The following is an 18,240-nucleotide window of genomic DNA, read 5'->3' as shown; positions in this document are numbered from 1 at the left end:
CCCCTCCCGGTTAAAAAAGTATCATCCGTTGCCCTGAATCGTGGTGGCGCCTGTTGTCATGAGCCGATACCGTGGCTCTTGAAATGCAGAGCCGAAACCAATTCGGCCGGTTTAGGGAATGTGGGCCGAACGCGGCAACGATCCGTGCCGGCCCGGGAGGAAACGGACATGGAACCGGACCTGGAAGTTGTCCAGATACGACGCGGTGAGTCCTTCAAGGCGTGGTCGCATGGCTACCCGTTCCACACGGTGCGTTGGCATTTCCATCCCGAATATGAACTGCATCAGGTGATCTTCACCAACGGGCGCTATTTCGTCGGCGACTTCATCGGCGAATTCGAGCCGGGCAATCTGGTGCTGACCGGGCCGAACCTGCCGCACAATTGGGTCAGCGATATCCCGAGGGAGAGCTCGATCCCGCTGCGCGGCCGCATCATCCAGTTTTCCGAGAGTTTTATCGGCGATGCCATGCATGTGCTGCCGGAGCTGGCGGGGCTGGGGCACCTGCTCGAAGCGTCGCGGCGCGGCGTGCTGTTTTCCAGCCGCACCAGCAAGGCGCTGGCGCCGCTGATGGAAGAGATGATGCAGGCGCAGGGCGTGCGCCGCATCGAGTTGTTCATGATGATCGCTGGCCTGCTCAGCCGCGCCCAGGAATTCCAGCTTTTGGCCAGCGCCAGCTATCGACCCGATCCGTCGGGCTACATGACCGCCGGCATGAACAAGGCGCTCGCCTATATCAGGGAAAACCTGACGCAGCTGTTCGACGAGGCGGATCTCGCCGCCATCGCCGGCCAGTCGACCGGGGCCTTCTCGCGCTCGTTTCGCCGCCACACCGGCATGTCGCTGGTGCAGTATGTGAAGCGGCTGCGCATCAACCTCGCCTGCCAGATCCTGATGAGCGACGAGCAGGCCTCGATCACCGACATCTGCTACGAGGTCGGCTTCAACAATCTGTCCAATTTCAACCGGCAGTTCCTGGCGGAGAAGGGCATGCCGCCCTCGCGCTTCAGGCGCCTGCTGGCCGACAACATCAACGCGGGAAAAGCCGCTTAACGGAGGAGCCAGGGAGGAACCAAGGGAGGATTTTTTCTTTTGCATGACGACGTGAGCCGCGTGGAGCGGTTCGCTATGGAGCACACTTGTCTCAAATTTCCTCCGCTTAGCGGAGGATGTCGGCGCGGACTCGAAAGGCCGGCGCCGGACCCTAGTTCCCAATTGCAGTTCGGGGCGAGGGGCGGAGGCGTGTCTTCACACCAAAGCAGTCAACGACCTTCTTACAACCATATCCAGAAACGGAGAAGACCGAATGACCAAACTTTCATTGAAGTCGACCTGCACAGCAGCCCTTGCGCTGTCGCTGCTGGCCGGCACCGCCGCCATCACCCGGGCCGCTGAGGTCACCGACGCCACCGTCGCCTTCCTGATGCCCGACCAGGCCTCGACCCGCTACGAGCAGCATGATTATCCCGGCTTCGCCGCCGAGATGAAGAAGCTGTGCCCGGGCTGCAAGGTGCTCTACCAGAATGCCGATGCCGACGCCTCGCGCCAGCAGCAGCAGTTCAACTCGGTGATCTCGCAGGGCGCCAAGGCGATCGTGCTCGACCCGGTCGACTCGACCGCCGCGGCCTCGCTGGTCAAGCTGGCGCAGAGCCAGGGCATCAAGGTCATCGCCTATGACCGGCCGATCCCGACCGCGCCTGCCGACTTCTATGTCTCGTTCAACAATGAAGGCATCGGCAAGGCCATCGCCGACTCGCTGGTCGAGCACCTGAAGGCGCTGAAGGTCGATCCCGCCACCGGCGGCGTGCTGCAGATCAACGGCTCGCCGACCGACGCGGCGGCCGGCCTGATCAAGAAGGGCATCCATGCAGGCCTCGACAACAGCGGCTACCAGATCCTGGCCGAATACGACACGCCGGAATGGGCGCCGCCGAAGGCGCAGCAATGGGCCGGCGGCCAGATCACCCGCTTCGGCCCGAAGATCCTCGGCGTCGTCGCCGCCAATGACGGCACCGGTGGCGGCGCCATCGCGGCCTTCAAGGCGGCCGGCGTCGACCCCGTGCCGCCGGTGACCGGCAATGACGCGACGATCGCAGCCTTGCAGTTGATCATCGCCGGCGACCAGTACAACACCATCTCCAAGCCGAGCGAGATCGTGGCGGCGGCCGCCGCCAACATCGCTATCAAGCTGCTTTCGGGCGAGACGCCGAAGGCCGAGATGACGCTGTACGACACGCCCTCGCAGCTGTTCACGCCAGCCGTGGTGACGCAGGAAAACCTGAAGGCCGAGATCATCGACAAGAAGATCAACACCGCGGCTGAACTCTGCGTCGACCGTTACGCGGAAGGCTGCAAGAAGCTGGGCATCGGGAACTGACCGCGACCGTTGCCCGCTCCGCTGTCTGGCCGCCAGACCATGATCCCGAAAAGTGGGACCCGGTTTTCGGGTAAGATCATGGTCCAACAATAGGCCAGACAGCGCTCACTGCTTTTGAACCGGTCTTTGAAAGGTGCTCCAGGCATGATCGATATCCCGGACGAACCGGTTCCGGCAGGCGAGCTGGTGCTCAGCCTGCGGGGCATTTCGAAGCATTTCGGTGCCGTCTCGGCGCTGACCGACATCGATCTCGATGTCCATGCCGGCGAGGTGGTGGCGCTGGTCGGCGACAATGGCGCCGGCAAGTCGACGCTGGTCAAGATCTTGGCCGGCGTACATCAGCCGAGTTCGGGCACCATTAATTATCGCGGCAAACAGGTGACGCTTGCCGACCCGAGTGCCGCGCTGACGCTCGGCATCGCCACCGTGTTCCAGGACTTGGCGCTGTGCGAGAACCTCGACATCGTCGCCAACATCTTCCTCGGCCGCGAGCTCAGCCCGCTGCGGCTGGACGAGGTGGCGATGGAAGTGCGCGCCTGGACGCTGCTCAACGAGCTATCGGCGCGTATCCCGAGTGTGCGCGAAGTGGTCGCGTCGTTGTCGGGCGGCCAGCGCCAGACGGTGGCGATCGCCCGCTCGCTGCTGCTCGAACCCAAGCTCATCCTGCTCGACGAGCCGACGGCGGCGCTTGGCGTGGCGCAGACGGCGGAAGTGCTCAACCTGATCGAGCGCGTGCGCGACCGCGGGCTCGGCGTCGTCATCATCAGCCACAACATGGAAGACGTGCGCGCCGTCGCCGACCGCATCGTCGTGCTGCGGCTTGGCCGCAACAACGGCATCTTCACCCCCGACGCCTCGAACCAGGAACTGGTCAGCGCCATCACCGGCGCGTCGAACAATTCGGTGTCGCGGCGCGCCGAGCGCCGCCAGGCGCGGCAGGATCAAACGCAGGAGCCACGCCCATGAGCCGCGACGTGCAACAGACGGCCCCCGTGCCGCCGCAGCTCGACCGCGCCGATGTGCGCGTCAAGCATGAGGCGGGGATCGGCGGCGCCATCCGCAGGTTCTTCGACCGGGTCCGCTCCGGCGATCTCGGCTCGCTGCCGGTGATCGTCGGGCTGGTCATCATCTGGACGGTGTTCGCCAGCATCAACCCGATCTTCCTGTCGAGCAGCAATTTGGTCAATCTGCTGTTCGATTGCTCCACGGTTGGCGTCATCGCGCTCGGCATCGTCTGCGTTTTGATGGTCGGCGAAATCGACCTGTCGGTCGGCTCGATCAGCGGCTTTGCCTCGGCGATGGTCGGCACGCTGTGGGTCAACCAGGGTTGGCCGGTGGCGCTCGCCATTCTTGCCGCTGTCGCCGTCGGCGGCTTCATCGGCGCCCTCTATGCGCTGCTGTTCAACCGGCTCGGCATGCCGAGCTTCGTCTCGACACTGGCCGGCCTGCTGGCGGTGCTTGGCCTGCAGCTCTATATCCTCGGCTCGACCGGCTCGATCAACCTACCTTACGGCTCGAACCTGGTGAATTTCGGCCAGTTGCTGATGATGCCCAAGTTCGTGTCGTTCGGGCTGGCGGCCGTTCCCGGCATCGTCATGCTGGTCACCGGCCTGCGCACCGTTGCGCGTCGCCACGCCGCCAATTTGTCGGCGCCGTCGACCGGCGGTATCGTCACGCGGGCGGTCGTGATCACGGTCATTCTCGAACTCATCGTCTTCTATCTCAACCAGGCGCGCGGCATTCCGTGGATGTTCGGTCTGTTCGTCGGCCTAGTCATATCAATGCACTACGCGCTGACGCGGACGAAATGGGGCCGCTCGATGTCGGCGGTCGGCGGCAACCGCGAGGCGGCGCGGCGCGCCGGCATCAATGTGCGGCTGATCTATTCCAGCGCCTTCGTGCTGTGTTCGATGCTGGCCGCTTTCGGCGGCGTGCTGTCGGCGGCCCGCCTAGCCTCAGCCAGCCAGCAGGCAGGCACCGGCGACGTCAACCTCAACGCCATCGCGGCGGCCGTCATCGGTGGCACCAGCCTGTTCGGCGGCCGCGGCAGCGCCTATTCGGCACTGCTCGGCATCATCGTCATCCAGTCGATCGCCAGCGGCCTGACGCTGCTCGATCTGTCCTCGTCACTTCGGTACATGATCACCGGCGCCGTGCTTGCCATCGCAGTCATCGTCGACTCGCTGGCACGCCGCTCGCGTGTCTCGCATGGCCGGGCCTGAACCATCAACAGGAAGCAAGACATGAGCGAAGAACTGTCCGGAAAAGTTGCCGCCGTCACCGGCGCGGCATCAGGCATCGGCCTCGAATGCGCCAGGCATATGCTGGCGGCCGGCGCCACCGTGGTGCTGGTCGACCGCGCCGAGGCGACGCTGAACAAACTGTGCGCCGAGCTCGGTTCGAAGGCGATCCCGTTGGTGATCGACCTGATGCAGCCGGCAAGCGTCGCCACCATGATGCCGCAGATTCTGGAGAAGGCCGGCCGGCTCGACATCTTCCACGCCAATGCCGGTGCCTATGTGGGCGGCGAGGTGGCGACCGGCGATCCCGATGCCTGGGACCGGATGCTCAACCTCAACATCAATGCCTGCTTCCGCTCGATCCAGGCAGTGCTGCCGCACATGATCGAACGCAAGACCGGCGACATCATCGTCACCAGTTCGATCGCCGGATTGGTTCCGGTGGTCTGGGAGCCGATCTACACGGCCTCCAAGCATGCTGTGCAGGCCTTCGTCCACACGGTGCGCCGGCAGGTCGCCAAGCATGGGTTGCGCGTCGGCGCCGTGGCGCCCGGCCCGGTGGTGACGGCGCTGGTCGACGACTGGCCGAAGGCGAAGCTCGAGGAAGAACTCGCCGCCGGCGGCCTGATGCAGCCGCGCGAAGTGGCCGAGGCGGTGATGTTCATGCTGACCCGGCCGCGCAATGTGACGATCCGGGATCTGGTGATTTTGCCGCAGAGCAATGATCTCTGAGCGAATAGGGAATAGGGAGTAGCGAATAGGGAAGAATCCAACGACTTACCTACTCGCTACTCGCTACTCGCTACTCGCTACTCGCTACTCGCTACTCGCTATTCGCTATTCGCTAGACCGAAGGTTTCACATGCCCCACTATCTCGGCATCGACGTCGGCACCGGGAGCGCGCGCGCCGGTGTGTTCGACCACACGGGAAACATGCTCGCCTCGGCCAAGCAGGACATCGAGGTCTGGCGCGAGGCCGGCGACATTGTCGAGCAGTCGAGCAATGATATCTGGCGGGCGGTGTGCGCGGCCACGCGCGCTGCCGTCGCCCAGGCTGGCATAGCGCCCGAGGCGATCGCAGGCATCGGCTTCGACGCCACCTGTTCGCTGGTGGTGCTGGGCGAGGGCGGCGGGCCCTTGGCGGTCAGCAAATCGGGAAATGCCGAACGCAACATCATCGTCTGGATGGATCATCGCGCGGTCGAGCAGACGCGCCGCATCAACCGCAGCGGCGAGGCGGTGCTGAATTATGTCGGCGGCGTCATCTCGCCGGAGATGGAAACGCCGAAACTCCTGTGGCTGGCCGAAAACCTGCCCGCCACCTTCAATGCCGCCTGGCAGTTCATGGACCTCGCCGATTTCCTGACCTGGCGGGCGACCGGCAGCCTTGCCCGCTCGGTCTGCACGGTGACCTGCAAATGGACCTATCTGGCGCATGAAAGCCACTGGGACGAGACCTATTTCCGCAAGATCGGCCTCGGCGCGCTGGCCGACGAGGCATTCGCGCGCATCGGCACCGAGATCGTGCCGGCCGGTGCCGCGCTCGGCGGTGGACTGACCGCGCAAGCGGCAGCGGACCTTGGCCTTGTCCCCGGCACCGCCGTAGCCGCCGGGCTGATCGATGCGCATGCCGGTGGCGTCGGCACGGTCGGCGCGCGCGGCGATTTCGGCAGCGTGTTGTCGCGCATGGCCTATGTCTTCGGCACCTCGGCCTGCACCATGTCGTCGACCGCCGAGCCGGCCTTCGTCGACGGTGTCTGGGGTCCGTATTTCTCGGCCATGGTGCCGGGCCTGTGGCTGAACGAGGGCGGCCAATCGGCAGCCGGTGCGGCCATCGACCATCTGGTGCGCATGCACCCGGCGGCGGGCGAGGCGGCGGCCAAGGCGCAGGCCGAGGGGCTCAGCCTCAGCGCCTGGCTGTCGCTGCAGGCGCAAAGCCGCAACGGAGCCGCGGCGACGCCGGCGCTGGTCGGCGGCATCCATGTCGTGCCAGAATTCCTCGGCAACCGCGCGCCTTTCGCCGACCCGGACGCACGCGCGCTGATTGCCGGGCTCGATCTCGACACCAGCCTCGACAGCCTGGTCGGGCTCTATGTCGCCGGGGTCTGCGGGCTGGGCTACGGCGCCCGCCAGATCGTGCGGGCTGAGCATGACAAGGGCATTCCCGTCGACACCATCGTCGTCAGCGGCGGCGCGGGCCAAAGCCCGCTGGTGCGCCAGCTGCTTGCCGACACCACAGGCATGGTGGTGGTGGCGTCGACCTCGCCCGAGCCGGTGCTGCTCGGCTCGGCGATGCTGGGCGCTGTCGCCGCCGGGACCTACAAGGACCTGGTCACGGCGATGGCCGGCATGTCGGAACTCGGCGAGGTCTATCATCCCGACGCTACGCTGGCCGGCTGGCATGCAAAGCGCTTCGCCGCGTTCGAGCTGCTGCAGCAGGCCGGCAAGGCGATCCGGAGTTGAAGCGAGCGACTCCTGTCCGGCTTTGTCAGGAGCGTCGCGAACACCGCTTGGCGGTTTAGGCGGAAGCTGGCAGCTTTGTTCTGTCGTGGACCCTCCAGCAGTATGGCTGAGCGACGAGGGCAGGGCGACAGGGAGGCCCTATGGCAGACGACAAAGCGCCCGTGCCGTTCGCATCGGATGAGGTGCCGTGGACCGAATGGTCCGATGTGCCGCGCTTTGGCGTGCGCTACCGGCATCTGTCGCTTGCCGCCCTCGGCGAGAATTACCATGTCGGCGTGGCGATCGAGGAACTGCCGCCGGGCAAGCAGACCTCACCGGCGCACTACCACATTTTCGAGGAAGAGCATGTCTTCATCCTCGAGGGGATGCTTACCGCGCATGTCGGCGACGCCGCCTACGCCATGAAGGCCGGCGACTACATCTGCTTTCCCGCTGGTGCCGCGGCGGGGCATTGCCTCATCAACACCAGCGACGCGCCGTGCCGCTATGTCATCGTCGGCGAGCGCAACCCGAATGACGTGGTCGTCTATACCGCCTCCAACAAGGTGCTGGTGCGCGCCCTGGGCAGCCGCGCGATCTTCGACCTCTCGGCAACCCGAACTTACTGGGACGGCGAGAACACCGGCCTTGCCGCCGGCGATCCGTTGCCGTCGGATGTGTCGGCCGGTGTCACCAAACCCCCAGCCGTGCCGATCCCGCCTATTGCCAGCGATGCCGTCGAATGGAAGGTCGAGGGCGAAGGCCCGCGGTTCGGCGGCCGGTCTAGGCATCTGACCCATGCCGCCTTGGGACGATCCGACTATCATGTCGGCATGCTGATCGAGGCGCCGGCCCCCGGCATGCGCCTGGCGCCCAGGCACTACCACATGCTCGAAGAGGAGCACGCGCTGATCCTGGAAGGGCAGGTGACGCTGCTGCTTGGCGAGGAGCGCCACGAGATGAAGGCCGGCGATTATGTCTGCTTTCCCGCCGGCCTGGCGGTCGGGCATTCCTTCCTCAACAGCGGTACGGAACCGTGCCGCTATCTGATGATCGGCGAGAAAAATCCCAACGAGGTCTGCGTCTATCCCGATTCCAACAAGATGGCGGTCGACGCCTTGCGCCGGCGCGACGGCATTTTCGATATGGCAGGGGTGAGGCGGTACTGGGATGGCGAGGCATAGAACTGGCGTTTCGCTATCCAATAGCCACGCTCTGAACGCAGGAAACCGTTCGGAGATGGCCGTTATTGCTACTGTACCTGGGTGCTGGGTGACGCTAGTCTGGTCCGGGCACTCCAACCGGGGAGTTGGCGGGGAATGCTCCTACCATTCTTGCGACGGCCTTCACCCTATCACCGTCGCCGCCTTGGCAGGCTGAGATGGGTGGCCTTGTTTGCGCCGTTCATTCTGTTGTCGGGCTATATCATCTATGGCTTCGTCGGCATTCGGTTTGATACGTCTCTCTCGGTGCTGAGGCACCTTGCCGCGTTCCCGAACTGCACTGCCGCCCGTGCCGTTGGCCTCGCCTCTGCGCGCAGGGGCGAACCTGGCTATTGGCCGACTCACGATGCCGACCATGATGGCAAAGCCTGCGAGCCCTGGCACGGGGCAAGCTCCAGTGGTGTCCGGGTCCATCGTTACTCGCATACCGGCCCATAGCCTTGCCCTGGCCTCACAGCTCCTTCTCCGCGAGTTCCCTGAATTTGTCGGGAACCAAGCGTGCCGCCTCCAGCGCCACCGTGCCATAGCCGACCGCCTGTTTGCCGAAGCGCTCGCGGATCCTGTCGATGGCGCGGTCGGCGCCGAAGCGTGCCAGGCCTTTCCTGGTGCCGGGCCGGCGTTTCTCGTCGGCGAGGCCGAGCGGCAGTTCGAGCTGTAGCTCGAAGCTTTCCTCGAGATGCGACACCGAGATCGCCAAGAGCGAGATCGTTTTCTCCTGGCGGTGGTCGGCAAGCACGCCGCGCACCAGATCGCCGGCGATCTCGGCCAGCATCATGGTCGCCGAGATCGGCTGGTCAAGCGTGATCGAGCGCGTGACGGCGGTGAGATCGGCAAAGCGCACGCGCACCGTCACCGTGCGGCCGGGCCGCGCCTTGGCGCGCAGCCGGCTGGCGACGCGGTCGGCCAGATGAAGCAGGGTGGGCGCGATGACGTCAGCCACGGCAGGCTTGCGGCCAAGCGCCGATTGCGCGCCGGCCGAATGCGCCCGACGCTTCGCCTCCAGTTTTCGCGGGTCGCGGTTCCACGACAGTGCCGACAGCTTTTCGCCGGCGGCGGGACCGAGCAGCCGCGTCAGCGCGCCGCTATGGGTCCTGGCCAGTTGGCCGATGGTCTCGACGCCGATCTCCGCCAGCCTCGCCCTGGTCGCCGGGCCGACGCCCCACATCAGCCCGACCGGCAAATCATGCAGGAAAGCGAGCTCGCTGCCGGGGTCGACCACCACCAGCCCATCGGGTTTGGCCACCTGCGAGGCGATCTTGGCCAGATGCTTGGTGCGCGCCACGCCGATCGAGATCGGCAGGCCGAGCTCGGCCCGCACGCGGCGTCGGATGGTCGTCGCGATCTCTTGCGGCGAGCCGAACAGATGCGTGCAGCCGGCGACGTCGGCAAAGGCCTCGTCGATGGAGATGCGCTCGACCAGCGGGGTAAAATCGTCGAGCACCTTGATCGCCGCGTCGCCAAGTCGCTGGTAGTGGCTGAAATTGCCGCCGACGAAGATCAGCTGCGGGCACAGCTCGCGCGCCGTGCGCCCCGGCATGCCGCCGCGCACGCCAAAGGCGCGCGCCTCGTAGGAGGCGGCGAGCACCACGCCGCCGCCGACCGCAATCGGCTTGCCGCGCAGCGACGGGTCGAGCAACTGCTCGACCGAGGCGTAGAAGGCGTCGAGATCGGCATGCAGGATGGTGGCTGTCGTTTCCATCCCGACCGCACATCCGCAGTTGCTGATAGATGTGAACGAATAGAGAACAAAGGCAGATCATTGTCAAGATGGAGTCGGATTGTGCAATGCTTGGGTGACGCGATCACGCCCGGTTCGAATGCGTCACCCAAAATCGCGGCGACAGCGCTGCCCCTCACCTGCCTGCCGGCATCCTCTCCCCTCAAGGGCATATGCGCTAAGATAGGTGTTGCAGTGGGGAATCGGTTGTGATTCTACGCTGCGATGACTCACGAATCGCTTGTAGATGACGGCTGGGCCGAGACGATTGAGCTCCTCGGCGGTGAAGAGTTGATTGCAGGGAGTGCCCGCGAGACGAAGGCGTTTCTGCGGCCGCGGGGCGTCAGGTCGGCTACTGATCTGTTGCGCCTGACACTGGCTTACTGCCTTGGCAAGGTGGGCATGCGGGGCGTCGTGGCCTGGGCGGCGGCAAGCGGGATCGCCGACATCTCGGACGTGGCGTTGCTCGGCCGGCTGCGCAATGCAGGGCCGTGGCTGCAGCAGTTGATCGGGCACCTTTTGAAGCGCGAGGAGGAAGGCTTGCCTAAGGGCCGGCTGATCCGCATCCTCGATGCGACATCGGTTGCCAAGGCGGGTGTGCATGAGAAGAAGAACAATGGCCTTTGGCGTATGCACTGCGCCTTCGATCTTGAGCGCGAGCAGTTCGATTTCCTCGAGATCACCGACCAGAGCGAGGCCGAGCTGATCGACCGCGTGCCGGTGGTGCCGGGCGAGATCCGCATCGGCGACCGCGCCTATCTGCAGGCCGAGCGGATCGCAAAGGTCATGGCGCAAGACGGCGACGTTGTCGTGCGCGCGCCGTGGAAGAATGTGCGATGGCTCGACGCCAACGGCAAGGCGTTCGATCTCATCGGCCACCTGAAGAGCTGCCGGGAGGAGGTCATCGAAACGCCTGTCTGGCTGGGCCTCAAGAAGGGCGAGCCCCTGAAGATGCGCCTGATCGCCTTGCGCAAATCCGAGGCTGCGACACAAGAAGCGCGGCGCAAAATCAACAAGGAAGCCAAGGCCAAGGGCAAGCAGGTTCAACCGGAGACGCTGATTGCCGCCGGCTTTGTCATCCTTGTGACCTCGCTTGACCAGGAGGAGTTTCCCTCCGGCACAGTTCTCAAGCTCTATCGCATGCGCTGGCGCATCGAGCTCGCCTTCAAGCGTCTGAAGAGCCTGATCGGACTGCGCGCGCCTCCAGCCAAAGACCCAAGGATCGCAAAGCCTTGGATTCTTGCCCACTTCCTCATCGCGCTTGTGACCGAACCCCTTTCGCAGGAGTTGGGTGTCTCTCCCCCTTGAGCGACGGGCGCCCGCTGCTGTGGCGCGCCACCCGCCAGATCGTCGCCTCTCTGATCGCAGCGATCTTTGCTCAACCTCCCTTGGCAGCCCTGCGCCAAAATCTCCATGCCTTGCGACATCGATGGCGTGAGCCACCACGAAAGCGCAAATTTCAGTCCATGCCGAAGCTATCTTAGCGCATATGCCGTAAACGGGGCGAGGGACACTGTCATCGATGGTTTCGCCAATTGGCAGCGTGGCAGAAAAGGGATCGGCGTTGCGGTCGGCTTCTTTCTCCCCGTTTACGGGGAGAAATGCCCGGCAGGGCAATGAGGGGCGGCGGCGCCTTCGCAAAAGAAAGCGGTGCTGCTCTCGGAACCGCCACCGCCTAGACAATATGCTCCCTCCGCAGCGCTGCCTTCATCCGTTCCAGCGCCGCTTCTCCCCCGGCCGCCAGTTCGTCGGCGACCCGGGCCAGGTTGTCGTCGGCCTTGCGGTGCCTGCTGCCCCAGGCGCCGAGCGTCGCCAGCACCGGCAACAGGTCGATGCCGGCCTCGGTCAGCCGGTAGACCGTCCTCAGCCCGTGTGTCGGGTCGTCGCTTCTGGTGAGGATGCCTTCGTCCTGCAGCGTCTGCAGCCGCTCGGCCAGCGTGCGCGACGAGATGCCTTCGTCGGATTGCAGGAATTGGCGAAAATGCCTTTTCCCGGCGAAGACCAGGTCGCGGATGATGAGCAGCGTCCAGCGGTCGCCGACGAGTTCGAGCGACAGGTTGATCGGGCAGCCGGATTTTTCGCGCGTCGACATCTATGCTTCCATTTTTAAATCACTTTACTATTGATACCATTTTCATCCTGTGTCAATGGTTCCAAATGTAAACTGTTTTGCGCGACCATGAGAAGAATGACGATGAGAAAGCTGATCCTTCAGATGCAGATGTCGGTCGACGGGTTTGTCGGCGCCAATGAGGACCATCCCTGGCAGCTCTGGGAATGGGGCGACGACAGCGCCTGGGACGACGAGCTGAAGCAGGACTTCAATACTGTCTTCGCCGGCATCGACACCATTCTGCTCAGCCGCAAGATGGCGCAGGAGGGCTATCTCACCCATTGGGGCAATGCGGCGAAGAAATTTCCGCGCGATCCGTTCTATGCCTTTGCGCAACGCGTCGTCGACGCCCAGAAGGTGGTGCTGAGCGACAGGCTCAAGCAATCGGCCTGGGAGCCGGCTTGGGAGCGCACGAAGGTGGCCAGTGGCGACCTGCCGCGCGAAGTCAATGCGCTAAAGGCCGGCGAGGGCGGCGACATGGCGGTGTTCGGCGGCGCCGGATTCGCCTCGGCGCTGATCGCGGCCGGGCTGGTCGACGAGTTCCAGTTGTTCATCAACCCGGCCGTGCTGGGTGCCGGCCGCCGGATTTTTGATCATGGCGGGTTTCAAACCCTGCGGCTGCTCGGCTCGAAGGCCTATGCCTGCGGCATGGTGGTCAACCGCTACGCGCCGGTGGGGTGAGGCGCCTCATCACACTCACTTCGCATCATGAAAAATGATGCCGACCGTGTGGCGCATGCCTGAGCGCAAGCGGCTGACGCCGTGGCGCAGATTGACGCGGTAATTGCCTTTGGTTCCCTGCACCGGCGGGTTGTGGACGGCGAAGATAACGGCATCGCCCTGGCGCAGCGGCACCACTTCGACCCGGCTCTGCATGCGCGGCCGCTGTTCGGTCAGCGCGAACTCGCCGCCGGTGAAATCCTCGCCCGGCTCGGAGAGCAGGATCGCCACCTGCAGCGGGAAGGCGAGGTCGCCATAGAGGTCCTGGTGCAGGCAGTTGAAGTCGCCAGGCACATATTGCAGCAACAGCGGGGTCGGCCGCGTCTGGCCGGCGGCATGGCACTGTTCGAGAAACGCGGCATGCGTCGCGGGGTAGCGCATGGCCTGCCCCATGCGCTCGTTCCACCGGTTGGCGACCTCGGCCAGCCTGGGATAGAGCGCGCTGCGCAGGCCGCCCAAAAGGTCGGGCAAGGGATAGCGGAAATAGCGGTACTCGCCCTTGCCGAAACCGTGCCTGGCCATATGGATGTGGCTGCGGAAATGCGCTTCCTCGGGGTAGAGGCCGGCGATCTGCCGGCACTCCTGCGGCGACAGCAACTTCTCGATCACCGCACAGCCGAAGCCGTCGAGTTCGGCGGCAAGCGCCGGCCAGTCGTAGCCGGCGACGCGTGTCTCGGCGGCTTCGACTACCGATTTGGCAATTTTGGCATGGGCGTTCATATCGTAGCCTCCTTGTTAAGCAGGGCGCGCTTGCGCTCGACGCCCCAGCGATAGCCCGACAGCGTGCCGTCGGCGCGGACAACGCGGTGGCAGGGAATGGCGAGCGCGATCGCGTTGGCCGCACAAGCGGTCGCCACGGCACGGGCGCCGTTCGGCTGGCCGAGACGCCGGGCCAGCGCGGTGTAGGTGATGGTGGCGCCACACGGGATGGTGCGCAGCACGTCCCATACCTTCTGCTGGAACGGCGTGCCGTGGCGCGTGTCGAGCGGCAGGTCGAGGCCGACGGCCGGCGTTTCGATGAAGCGCGCGATCGCCGCGAGATCGCCGCGCAAGGTGGTTTCGTCTTCGAGCAGCATCTTGCCGGGGAAACGATCGCCAAGGTCTTGTTCCAGCGCGTCGGCGTCCGAGCCGATTAGGATGGCACAGACGCCGACATCGGTGCGTGCCGCTAGGATTTTGCCGATCGCGGATTCGCCGATCGCGTAGGTGATGGTGTCGAGGGCGTTGTGGACGCTCGCCGATGCCGCCATTTGGGTTTGCGTGAGGTTCATTGCGTTGCTCCTTTGTCTGTGCCTGAACCCTAACCATGCGGCGGTCGGCGCTCACTCCGATGCTTGCTTTCAAATTCAAATCCCAGGATCCGGGGCTTGAACTGCGAAAGGTAGGTGCCCTACGGCGCCCCCCTCTGTCCTGCCGGACATCTCCCCCTCAAGGGCATATGCGCTAAGATAGCTTCGGCATGGACTGAAATTTGCGCTTTCGTGGTGGCTCACGCCATCGATGTCGCAAGGCATGGAGATTTTGGCGCAGGGCTGCCAAGGGAGGTTGAGCAAAGATCGCTGCGATCAGAGAGGCGACGATCTGGCGGGTGGCGCGCCACAGCAGCGGGCGCCCGTCGCTCAAGGGGGAGAGACACCCAACTCCTGCGAAAGGGGTTCGGTCACAAGCGCGATGAGGAAGTGGGCAAGAATCCAAGGCTTTGCGATCCTTGGGTCTTTGGCTGGAGGCGCGCGCAGTCCGATCAGGCTCTTCAGACGCTTGAAGGCGAGCTCGATGCGCCAGCGCATGCGATAGAGCTTGAGAACTGTGCCGGAGGGAAACTCCTCCTGGTCAAGCGAGGTCACAAGGATGACAAAGCCGGCGGCAATCAGCGTCTCCGGTTGAACCTGCTTGCCCTTGGCCTTGGCTTCCTTGTTGATTTTGCGCCGCGCTTCTTGTGTCGCAGCCTCGGATTTGCGCAAGGCGATCAGGCGCATCTTCAGGGGCTCGCCCTTCTTGAGGCCCAGCCAGACAGGCGTTTCGATGACCTCCTCCCGGCAGCTCTTCAGGTGGCCGATGAGATCGAACGCCTTGCCGTTGGCGTCGAGCCATCGCACATTCTTCCACGGCGCGCGCACGACAACGTCGCCGTCTTGCGCCATGACCTTTGCGATCCGCTCGGCCTGCAGATAGGCGCGGTCGCCGATGCGGATCTCGCCCGGCACCACCGGCACGCGGTCGATCAGCTCGGCCTCGCTCTGGTCGGTGATCTCGAGGAAATCGAACTGCTCGCGCTCAAGATCGAAGGCGCAGTGCATACGCCAAAGGCCATTGTTCTTCTTCTCATGCACACCCGCCTTGGCAACCGATGTCGCATCGAGGATGCGGATCAGCCGGCCCTTAGGCAAGCCTTCCTCCTCGCGCTTCAAAAGGTGCCCGATCAACTGCTGCAGCCACGGCCCTGCATTGCGCAGCCGGCCGAGCAACGCCACGTCCGAGATGTCGGCGATCCCGCTTGCCGCCGCCCAGGCCACGACGCCCCGCATGCCCACCTTGCCAAGGCAGTAAGCCAGTGTCAGGCGCAACAGATCAGTAGCCGACCTGACGCCCCGCGGCCGCAGAAACGCCTTCGTCTCGCGGGCACTCCCTGCAATCAACTCTTCACCGCCGAGGAGCTCAATCGTCTCGGCCCAGCCGTCATCTACAAGCGATTCGTGAGTCATCGCAGCGTAGAATCACAACCGATTCCCCACTGCAACACCTATCTTAGCGCATATGCCCTCAAGGGGGAGATTAGCAGTTTTGGCGCCGGCTCCCTTCTTGCAACGCTAGAGATTGGCAGAGGTCGTGGTGACGGCCAATCTCCCTCCTTGTGGGGGAGATGTCCGGCAGGACAGAGGGGGCGCCGTAGAGCGCTGATTTTGATCATTCGCACTTCAGTCAAGCATGCTCATGCCACACGCGTGACCGACACCTCGCCAAGCACAAACACCTCGCCGTTCAGCAGGCGCAGTTCGATCTCGCCGGTGGCGATGTGGTTCCACTCAGCTTTACCCTCATCGACAAGCTCGCCTATGGCGGCCATGACCTGGGACTTCGCCTCCTGGGCACGGTTGCTGGCGGCGGTGGTGCGGGCCGTCCCATCGGTGACGCTGCCATGAGACCTTGCCATCGCGCGCATTGCCGGTCCTCGTCAGGCCCGCACCGACCGGCTGGCATTGTCGGATACCGCCTCACGGTCGAGCAGCGCGCGCTTGCGCTCCGCGCCCCAGGCGTAGCCGGACAGGGCGCCGTCTTTGCGGATCACGCGATGGCAGGGAATGGCGACGGCAAGGCTGTTGGCGGCGCAGGCGGCGGCGATGGCGCGGGTCGCCTTCGGCGCGCCGATGCGCTGCGCGATCTCGGTATAGGAAACCGTGCGGCCGACGGGGATGTCGCGTAAAGCCTGCCAGACGCGCTGCTGGAAGGCGGTGCCGCGCACGTCGAGCGGCAGGTCGAGGCCGAGCGCCGGCGCCTCCACGAAACCGACGACGCGGGCGACCATCGCCTCGTAGTCATGGTCGCCGCCGATCAGCCGCGCCCTGGGGAAACGGTCCTGCAGGTCGCGCACCAGCGCGTCTGGATCGTCACCGAGCAGGATCGAGGCGACGCCCTTTTGGCTCGACGCCACCAGGATGGCGCCTAGCGAGGATTCGCCGACGGCAAAGCGGATCTCTTCATGGGCGCCGCCGGCGCGATAGCGCGTCGGCGTCATGCCGAGCATGCCAGTGGATTTCTCGTAGAAACGCCCGCTCGAATTGAAACCGGCATCGTAGATCGCCGTCGTCACGCTGGCACCGTCCTCCAAGCCCTGGCGGACCCTGGCGGCGCGGTGCGCGGCGGTAAAATCCTTCGGCGTCAGCCCGGTGACGGCCTTGAAGATGCGGTGGAAATAACCGGCGCTGCGGCCGGCGGCATCCGCCAGCTCAGCGAGTGACGGTTCTTCCTCGCTCTGCTCGATCCTGCGGCAGGCAGCGGCGACCATCGCCGCGTTGCCGGCCTCGAGCGACGGGCCGTCCGGGTTGCAGCGCCGGCACGGGCGAAAGCCGGTCGCCCGTGCCTGATCCAGCGTGCCGTGCAGTTGCACATTCCTGGGGTTGGCGCGCCGCGATGGGCAGGAAGGCCGGCAATAGACGCCGGTCGTCGCCACCGAATACCAGAATTCGCCGTCGGCCGATTTGTCGCGCGCAACGATACGCGCCCAGCGCGGATCGTCGGCAACCGGCAGCGGTGCAGGGTGCAGATCCTTGGCCAGGGTGATGAACATGGCCGCATTGAAGCCGCTGGAAGACGGCCCCGCCACCCGTTTCCTGACAAGTGTCAGGAGGGTGCAAGCCTGTTCGTAGGCACGCACAAAGAGTATGATAGAAACGATCCGGAGAAGGTGTGATGGAAAACATTCGACCCATTAAGACCGAAGCCGATTACGATTGGGCGATCGCCGAAATTACCAGGTATTTCGAGAGCGAGTCGAAAGTCGGCACTCCCGATGGTGACCGCTTCGACGTTCTCGCAACTCTGATCGAGGCTTATGAGGATGAGCATTGTCCGATCGAAGCCCCCGGTTCTCCTAAGCCGCGCGCTTGGGCTCCACCGCGAACGGGCTGAGGCCGAGCCAGGTTTGCATCTGCTTGCCGATGACCTGGTCGCCGGTCAGGGCAATTTTCGCGCCGGCCTTGTCGACCGTGAGCAATCCCATCCAGATCGCCGTCATCGTGTGCAGGTCGGTCGAGACGTAGAGATCGACGTCGAAGCCCGGATCGTACCAGCACAGATCGACCTCGCCGTGCTTTTCGACGATCAGCCACCATGACCGTTTGGACGCCGGGAGCTCCTGATACAGAAATTGTATCACCGTGCGCCCCTCGGGCAGCGGCGAGGGGTTCAGATTGCGCCGCATGTCCCACATCAGCAACGACGGATCGAGGTTTTTCAGCGACAGCCGGGACTCGACCCATTTCTGTCCCCAGAAGCCCATCGCCTCGACGACCGGGCGCAAATCCTTGCCGGCTTCCGTCAGCCGATATTCGAGGATGCCTTTCTCGCCCGGCACTTCCTTGCGCTCGATGATCCCCGCCAGTTCGAGCTCCTTGAGCCGTTGCGACAGAAGGGTCGGCGACATTTTCGGGACGCCGCGGCGCAGGTCGTTGAAGCGGGTCGAACCCGCCACCAATTCACGCATCAGCACCATCGTCCAGCGGGTGCAGAGCACCTCGGCGGCCATGGATAGCGGGCAGAACTGTTTGTATCCGTGCTGGGTCATGATCTGTGTCCCTCCCTCGAAACTGGGCCGAATATTAGGCCTTCATGAATGAAGCGGCCAGTACGGAAACTGTACTACCCCAGTACAGATCGCGGACTGGTTGGCGAGGGCCCGGTCATGCGAGCC

18 protein-coding genes are annotated in these 18,240 nt (G+C 64.5%); 10 read left to right on the top strand and 8 right to left on the bottom strand.

The features are described from left to right. The first annotated feature begins 168 nt into the window (after positions 1 to 168). The 8 genes from ACFOJ9_RS21790 to ACFOJ9_RS21755 all read left to right on the top strand — a co-directional run bounded on the left by ACFOJ9_RS21790 (position 169) and on the right by ACFOJ9_RS21755 (position 8,721). The gene (locus tag ACFOJ9_RS21790) at positions 169 to 1,053 is read left to right on the top strand and encodes a helix-turn-helix domain-containing protein (protein WP_378981181.1); all 885 of its coding nucleotides are present in this window, start codon (positions 169 to 171) and stop codon (positions 1,051 to 1,053) included. Positions 1,054 to 1,306: 253 nt separating this feature from the next. After that, positions 1,307 to 2,377, top strand: coding sequence for an ABC transporter substrate-binding protein (locus ACFOJ9_RS21785; protein WP_378981179.1), 1,071 nt, complete (start codon positions 1,307 to 1,309; stop codon positions 2,375 to 2,377). Between the two features lie 144 nt (positions 2,378 to 2,521). Further along, entirely contained in the window at positions 2,522 to 3,343 is an 822-nt protein-coding gene (locus ACFOJ9_RS21780) for an ATP-binding cassette domain-containing protein (RefSeq protein ID WP_378981177.1), read from the top strand. Continuing rightward, positions 3,340 to 4,599, top strand: a complete 1,260-nt coding sequence (locus ACFOJ9_RS21775) for a sugar ABC transporter permease (protein ID WP_378981176.1) — start codon at positions 3,340 to 3,342, stop codon at positions 4,597 to 4,599. Before ACFOJ9_RS21780 ends, ACFOJ9_RS21775 begins: the two co-directional genes overlap by 4 nt. 21 nt (positions 4,600 to 4,620) lie before the next feature. Then, entirely contained in the window at positions 4,621 to 5,349 is a 729-nt protein-coding gene (locus tag ACFOJ9_RS21770; protein ID WP_378981175.1) for an SDR family oxidoreductase, read from the top strand. A gap of 130 nt (positions 5,350 to 5,479) precedes the next feature. Continuing rightward, complete coding sequence (locus ACFOJ9_RS21765) at positions 5,480 to 7,081, top strand: FGGY-family carbohydrate kinase (protein ID WP_378981173.1); 1,602 nt, start codon at positions 5,480 to 5,482, stop codon at positions 7,079 to 7,081. A gap of 140 nt (positions 7,082 to 7,221) precedes the next feature. Further along, positions 7,222 to 8,244: a cupin domain-containing protein gene (locus tag ACFOJ9_RS21760; RefSeq protein ID WP_378981171.1), complete on the top strand. Its 1,023-nt coding sequence runs from the start codon at positions 7,222 to 7,224 to the stop codon at positions 8,242 to 8,244. Positions 8,245 to 8,379: 135 nt separating this feature from the next. Continuing rightward, complete coding sequence (locus ACFOJ9_RS21755; RefSeq protein ID WP_378981170.1) at positions 8,380 to 8,721, top strand: excalibur calcium-binding domain-containing protein; 342 nt, start codon at positions 8,380 to 8,382, stop codon at positions 8,719 to 8,721. Positions 8,722 to 8,734: 13 nt separating this feature from the next. On the opposite strand, the gene dinB is transcribed toward ACFOJ9_RS21755, so the two are convergent. Continuing rightward, positions 8,735 to 9,982, bottom strand: a complete 1,248-nt coding sequence (dinB, locus tag ACFOJ9_RS21750) for a DNA polymerase IV (RefSeq protein ID WP_378981169.1) — start codon at positions 9,980 to 9,982, stop codon at positions 8,735 to 8,737. A 243-nt stretch (positions 9,983 to 10,225) separates the two neighbouring features. Here dinB and ACFOJ9_RS21745 point away from each other — a divergent pair, with 243 nt between their 5' ends. Then, positions 10,226 to 11,308, top strand: coding sequence for a transposase (locus ACFOJ9_RS21745; protein ID WP_056580349.1), 1,083 nt, complete (start codon positions 10,226 to 10,228; stop codon positions 11,306 to 11,308). 367 nt (positions 11,309 to 11,675) lie between these two features. Here ACFOJ9_RS21745 and ACFOJ9_RS21740 read toward each other — a convergent pair whose 3' ends face one another. Further along, complete coding sequence (locus tag ACFOJ9_RS21740; RefSeq protein ID WP_378981168.1) at positions 11,676 to 12,092, bottom strand: winged helix-turn-helix transcriptional regulator; 417 nt, start codon at positions 12,090 to 12,092, stop codon at positions 11,676 to 11,678. A gap of 102 nt (positions 12,093 to 12,194) precedes the next feature. Between ACFOJ9_RS21740 and ACFOJ9_RS21735 the strand changes: the two genes are divergently transcribed. Further along, entirely contained in the window at positions 12,195 to 12,794 is a 600-nt protein-coding gene (locus ACFOJ9_RS21735; protein WP_378981166.1) for a dihydrofolate reductase family protein, read from the top strand. Positions 12,795 to 12,809: 15 nt separating this feature from the next. Here the strand turns inward: ACFOJ9_RS21735 and ACFOJ9_RS21730 are convergent, their stop codons facing one another. The 6 genes from ACFOJ9_RS21730 to ACFOJ9_RS21705 all read right to left on the bottom strand — a co-directional run bounded on the left by ACFOJ9_RS21730 (position 12,810) and on the right by ACFOJ9_RS21705 (position 18,114). Further along, positions 12,810 to 13,553, bottom strand: coding sequence for a 2OG-Fe(II) oxygenase (locus tag ACFOJ9_RS21730; RefSeq protein WP_378981164.1), 744 nt, complete (start codon positions 13,551 to 13,553; stop codon positions 12,810 to 12,812). Next, positions 13,550 to 14,104, bottom strand: a complete 555-nt coding sequence (locus tag ACFOJ9_RS21725) for a methylated-DNA--[protein]-cysteine S-methyltransferase (RefSeq protein ID WP_378981162.1) — start codon at positions 14,102 to 14,104, stop codon at positions 13,550 to 13,552. Before ACFOJ9_RS21725 ends, ACFOJ9_RS21730 begins: the two co-directional genes overlap by 4 nt. A 348-nt stretch (positions 14,105 to 14,452) precedes the next feature. Next, entirely contained in the window at positions 14,453 to 15,535 is a 1,083-nt protein-coding gene (locus ACFOJ9_RS21720; RefSeq protein ID WP_056580349.1) for a transposase, read from the bottom strand. A gap of 227 nt (positions 15,536 to 15,762) precedes the next feature. Further along, positions 15,763 to 15,984 carry a hypothetical protein gene (locus tag ACFOJ9_RS21715; protein WP_378981160.1) on the bottom strand — a complete coding sequence of 74 codons (222 nt, stop codon included), beginning with the start codon at positions 15,982 to 15,984 and terminating at the stop codon, positions 15,763 to 15,765. Between the two features lie 21 nt (positions 15,985 to 16,005). Beyond that, positions 16,006 to 17,118 carry a bifunctional DNA-binding transcriptional regulator/O6-methylguanine-DNA methyltransferase Ada gene (gene ada / locus ACFOJ9_RS21710; RefSeq protein ID WP_378981158.1) on the bottom strand — a complete coding sequence of 371 codons (1,113 nt, stop codon included), beginning with the start codon at positions 17,116 to 17,118 and terminating at the stop codon, positions 16,006 to 16,008. Positions 17,119 to 17,421: 303 nt separating this feature from the next. Next, positions 17,422 to 18,114 carry a winged helix-turn-helix transcriptional regulator gene (locus tag ACFOJ9_RS21705; RefSeq protein WP_378981156.1) on the bottom strand — a complete coding sequence of 231 codons (693 nt, stop codon included), beginning with the start codon at positions 18,112 to 18,114 and terminating at the stop codon, positions 17,422 to 17,424. Positions 18,115 to 18,240: the final 126 nt, after the last annotated feature.

The organism is Mesorhizobium cantuariense (assembly GCF_042647205.1).
Lineage (GTDB): Bacteria > Pseudomonadota > Alphaproteobacteria > Rhizobiales > Rhizobiaceae > Mesorhizobium > Mesorhizobium cantuariense.
Note: the sequence above shows the minus strand (reverse complement) of the source record. Positions and strands in the feature narration are given on the sequence as shown.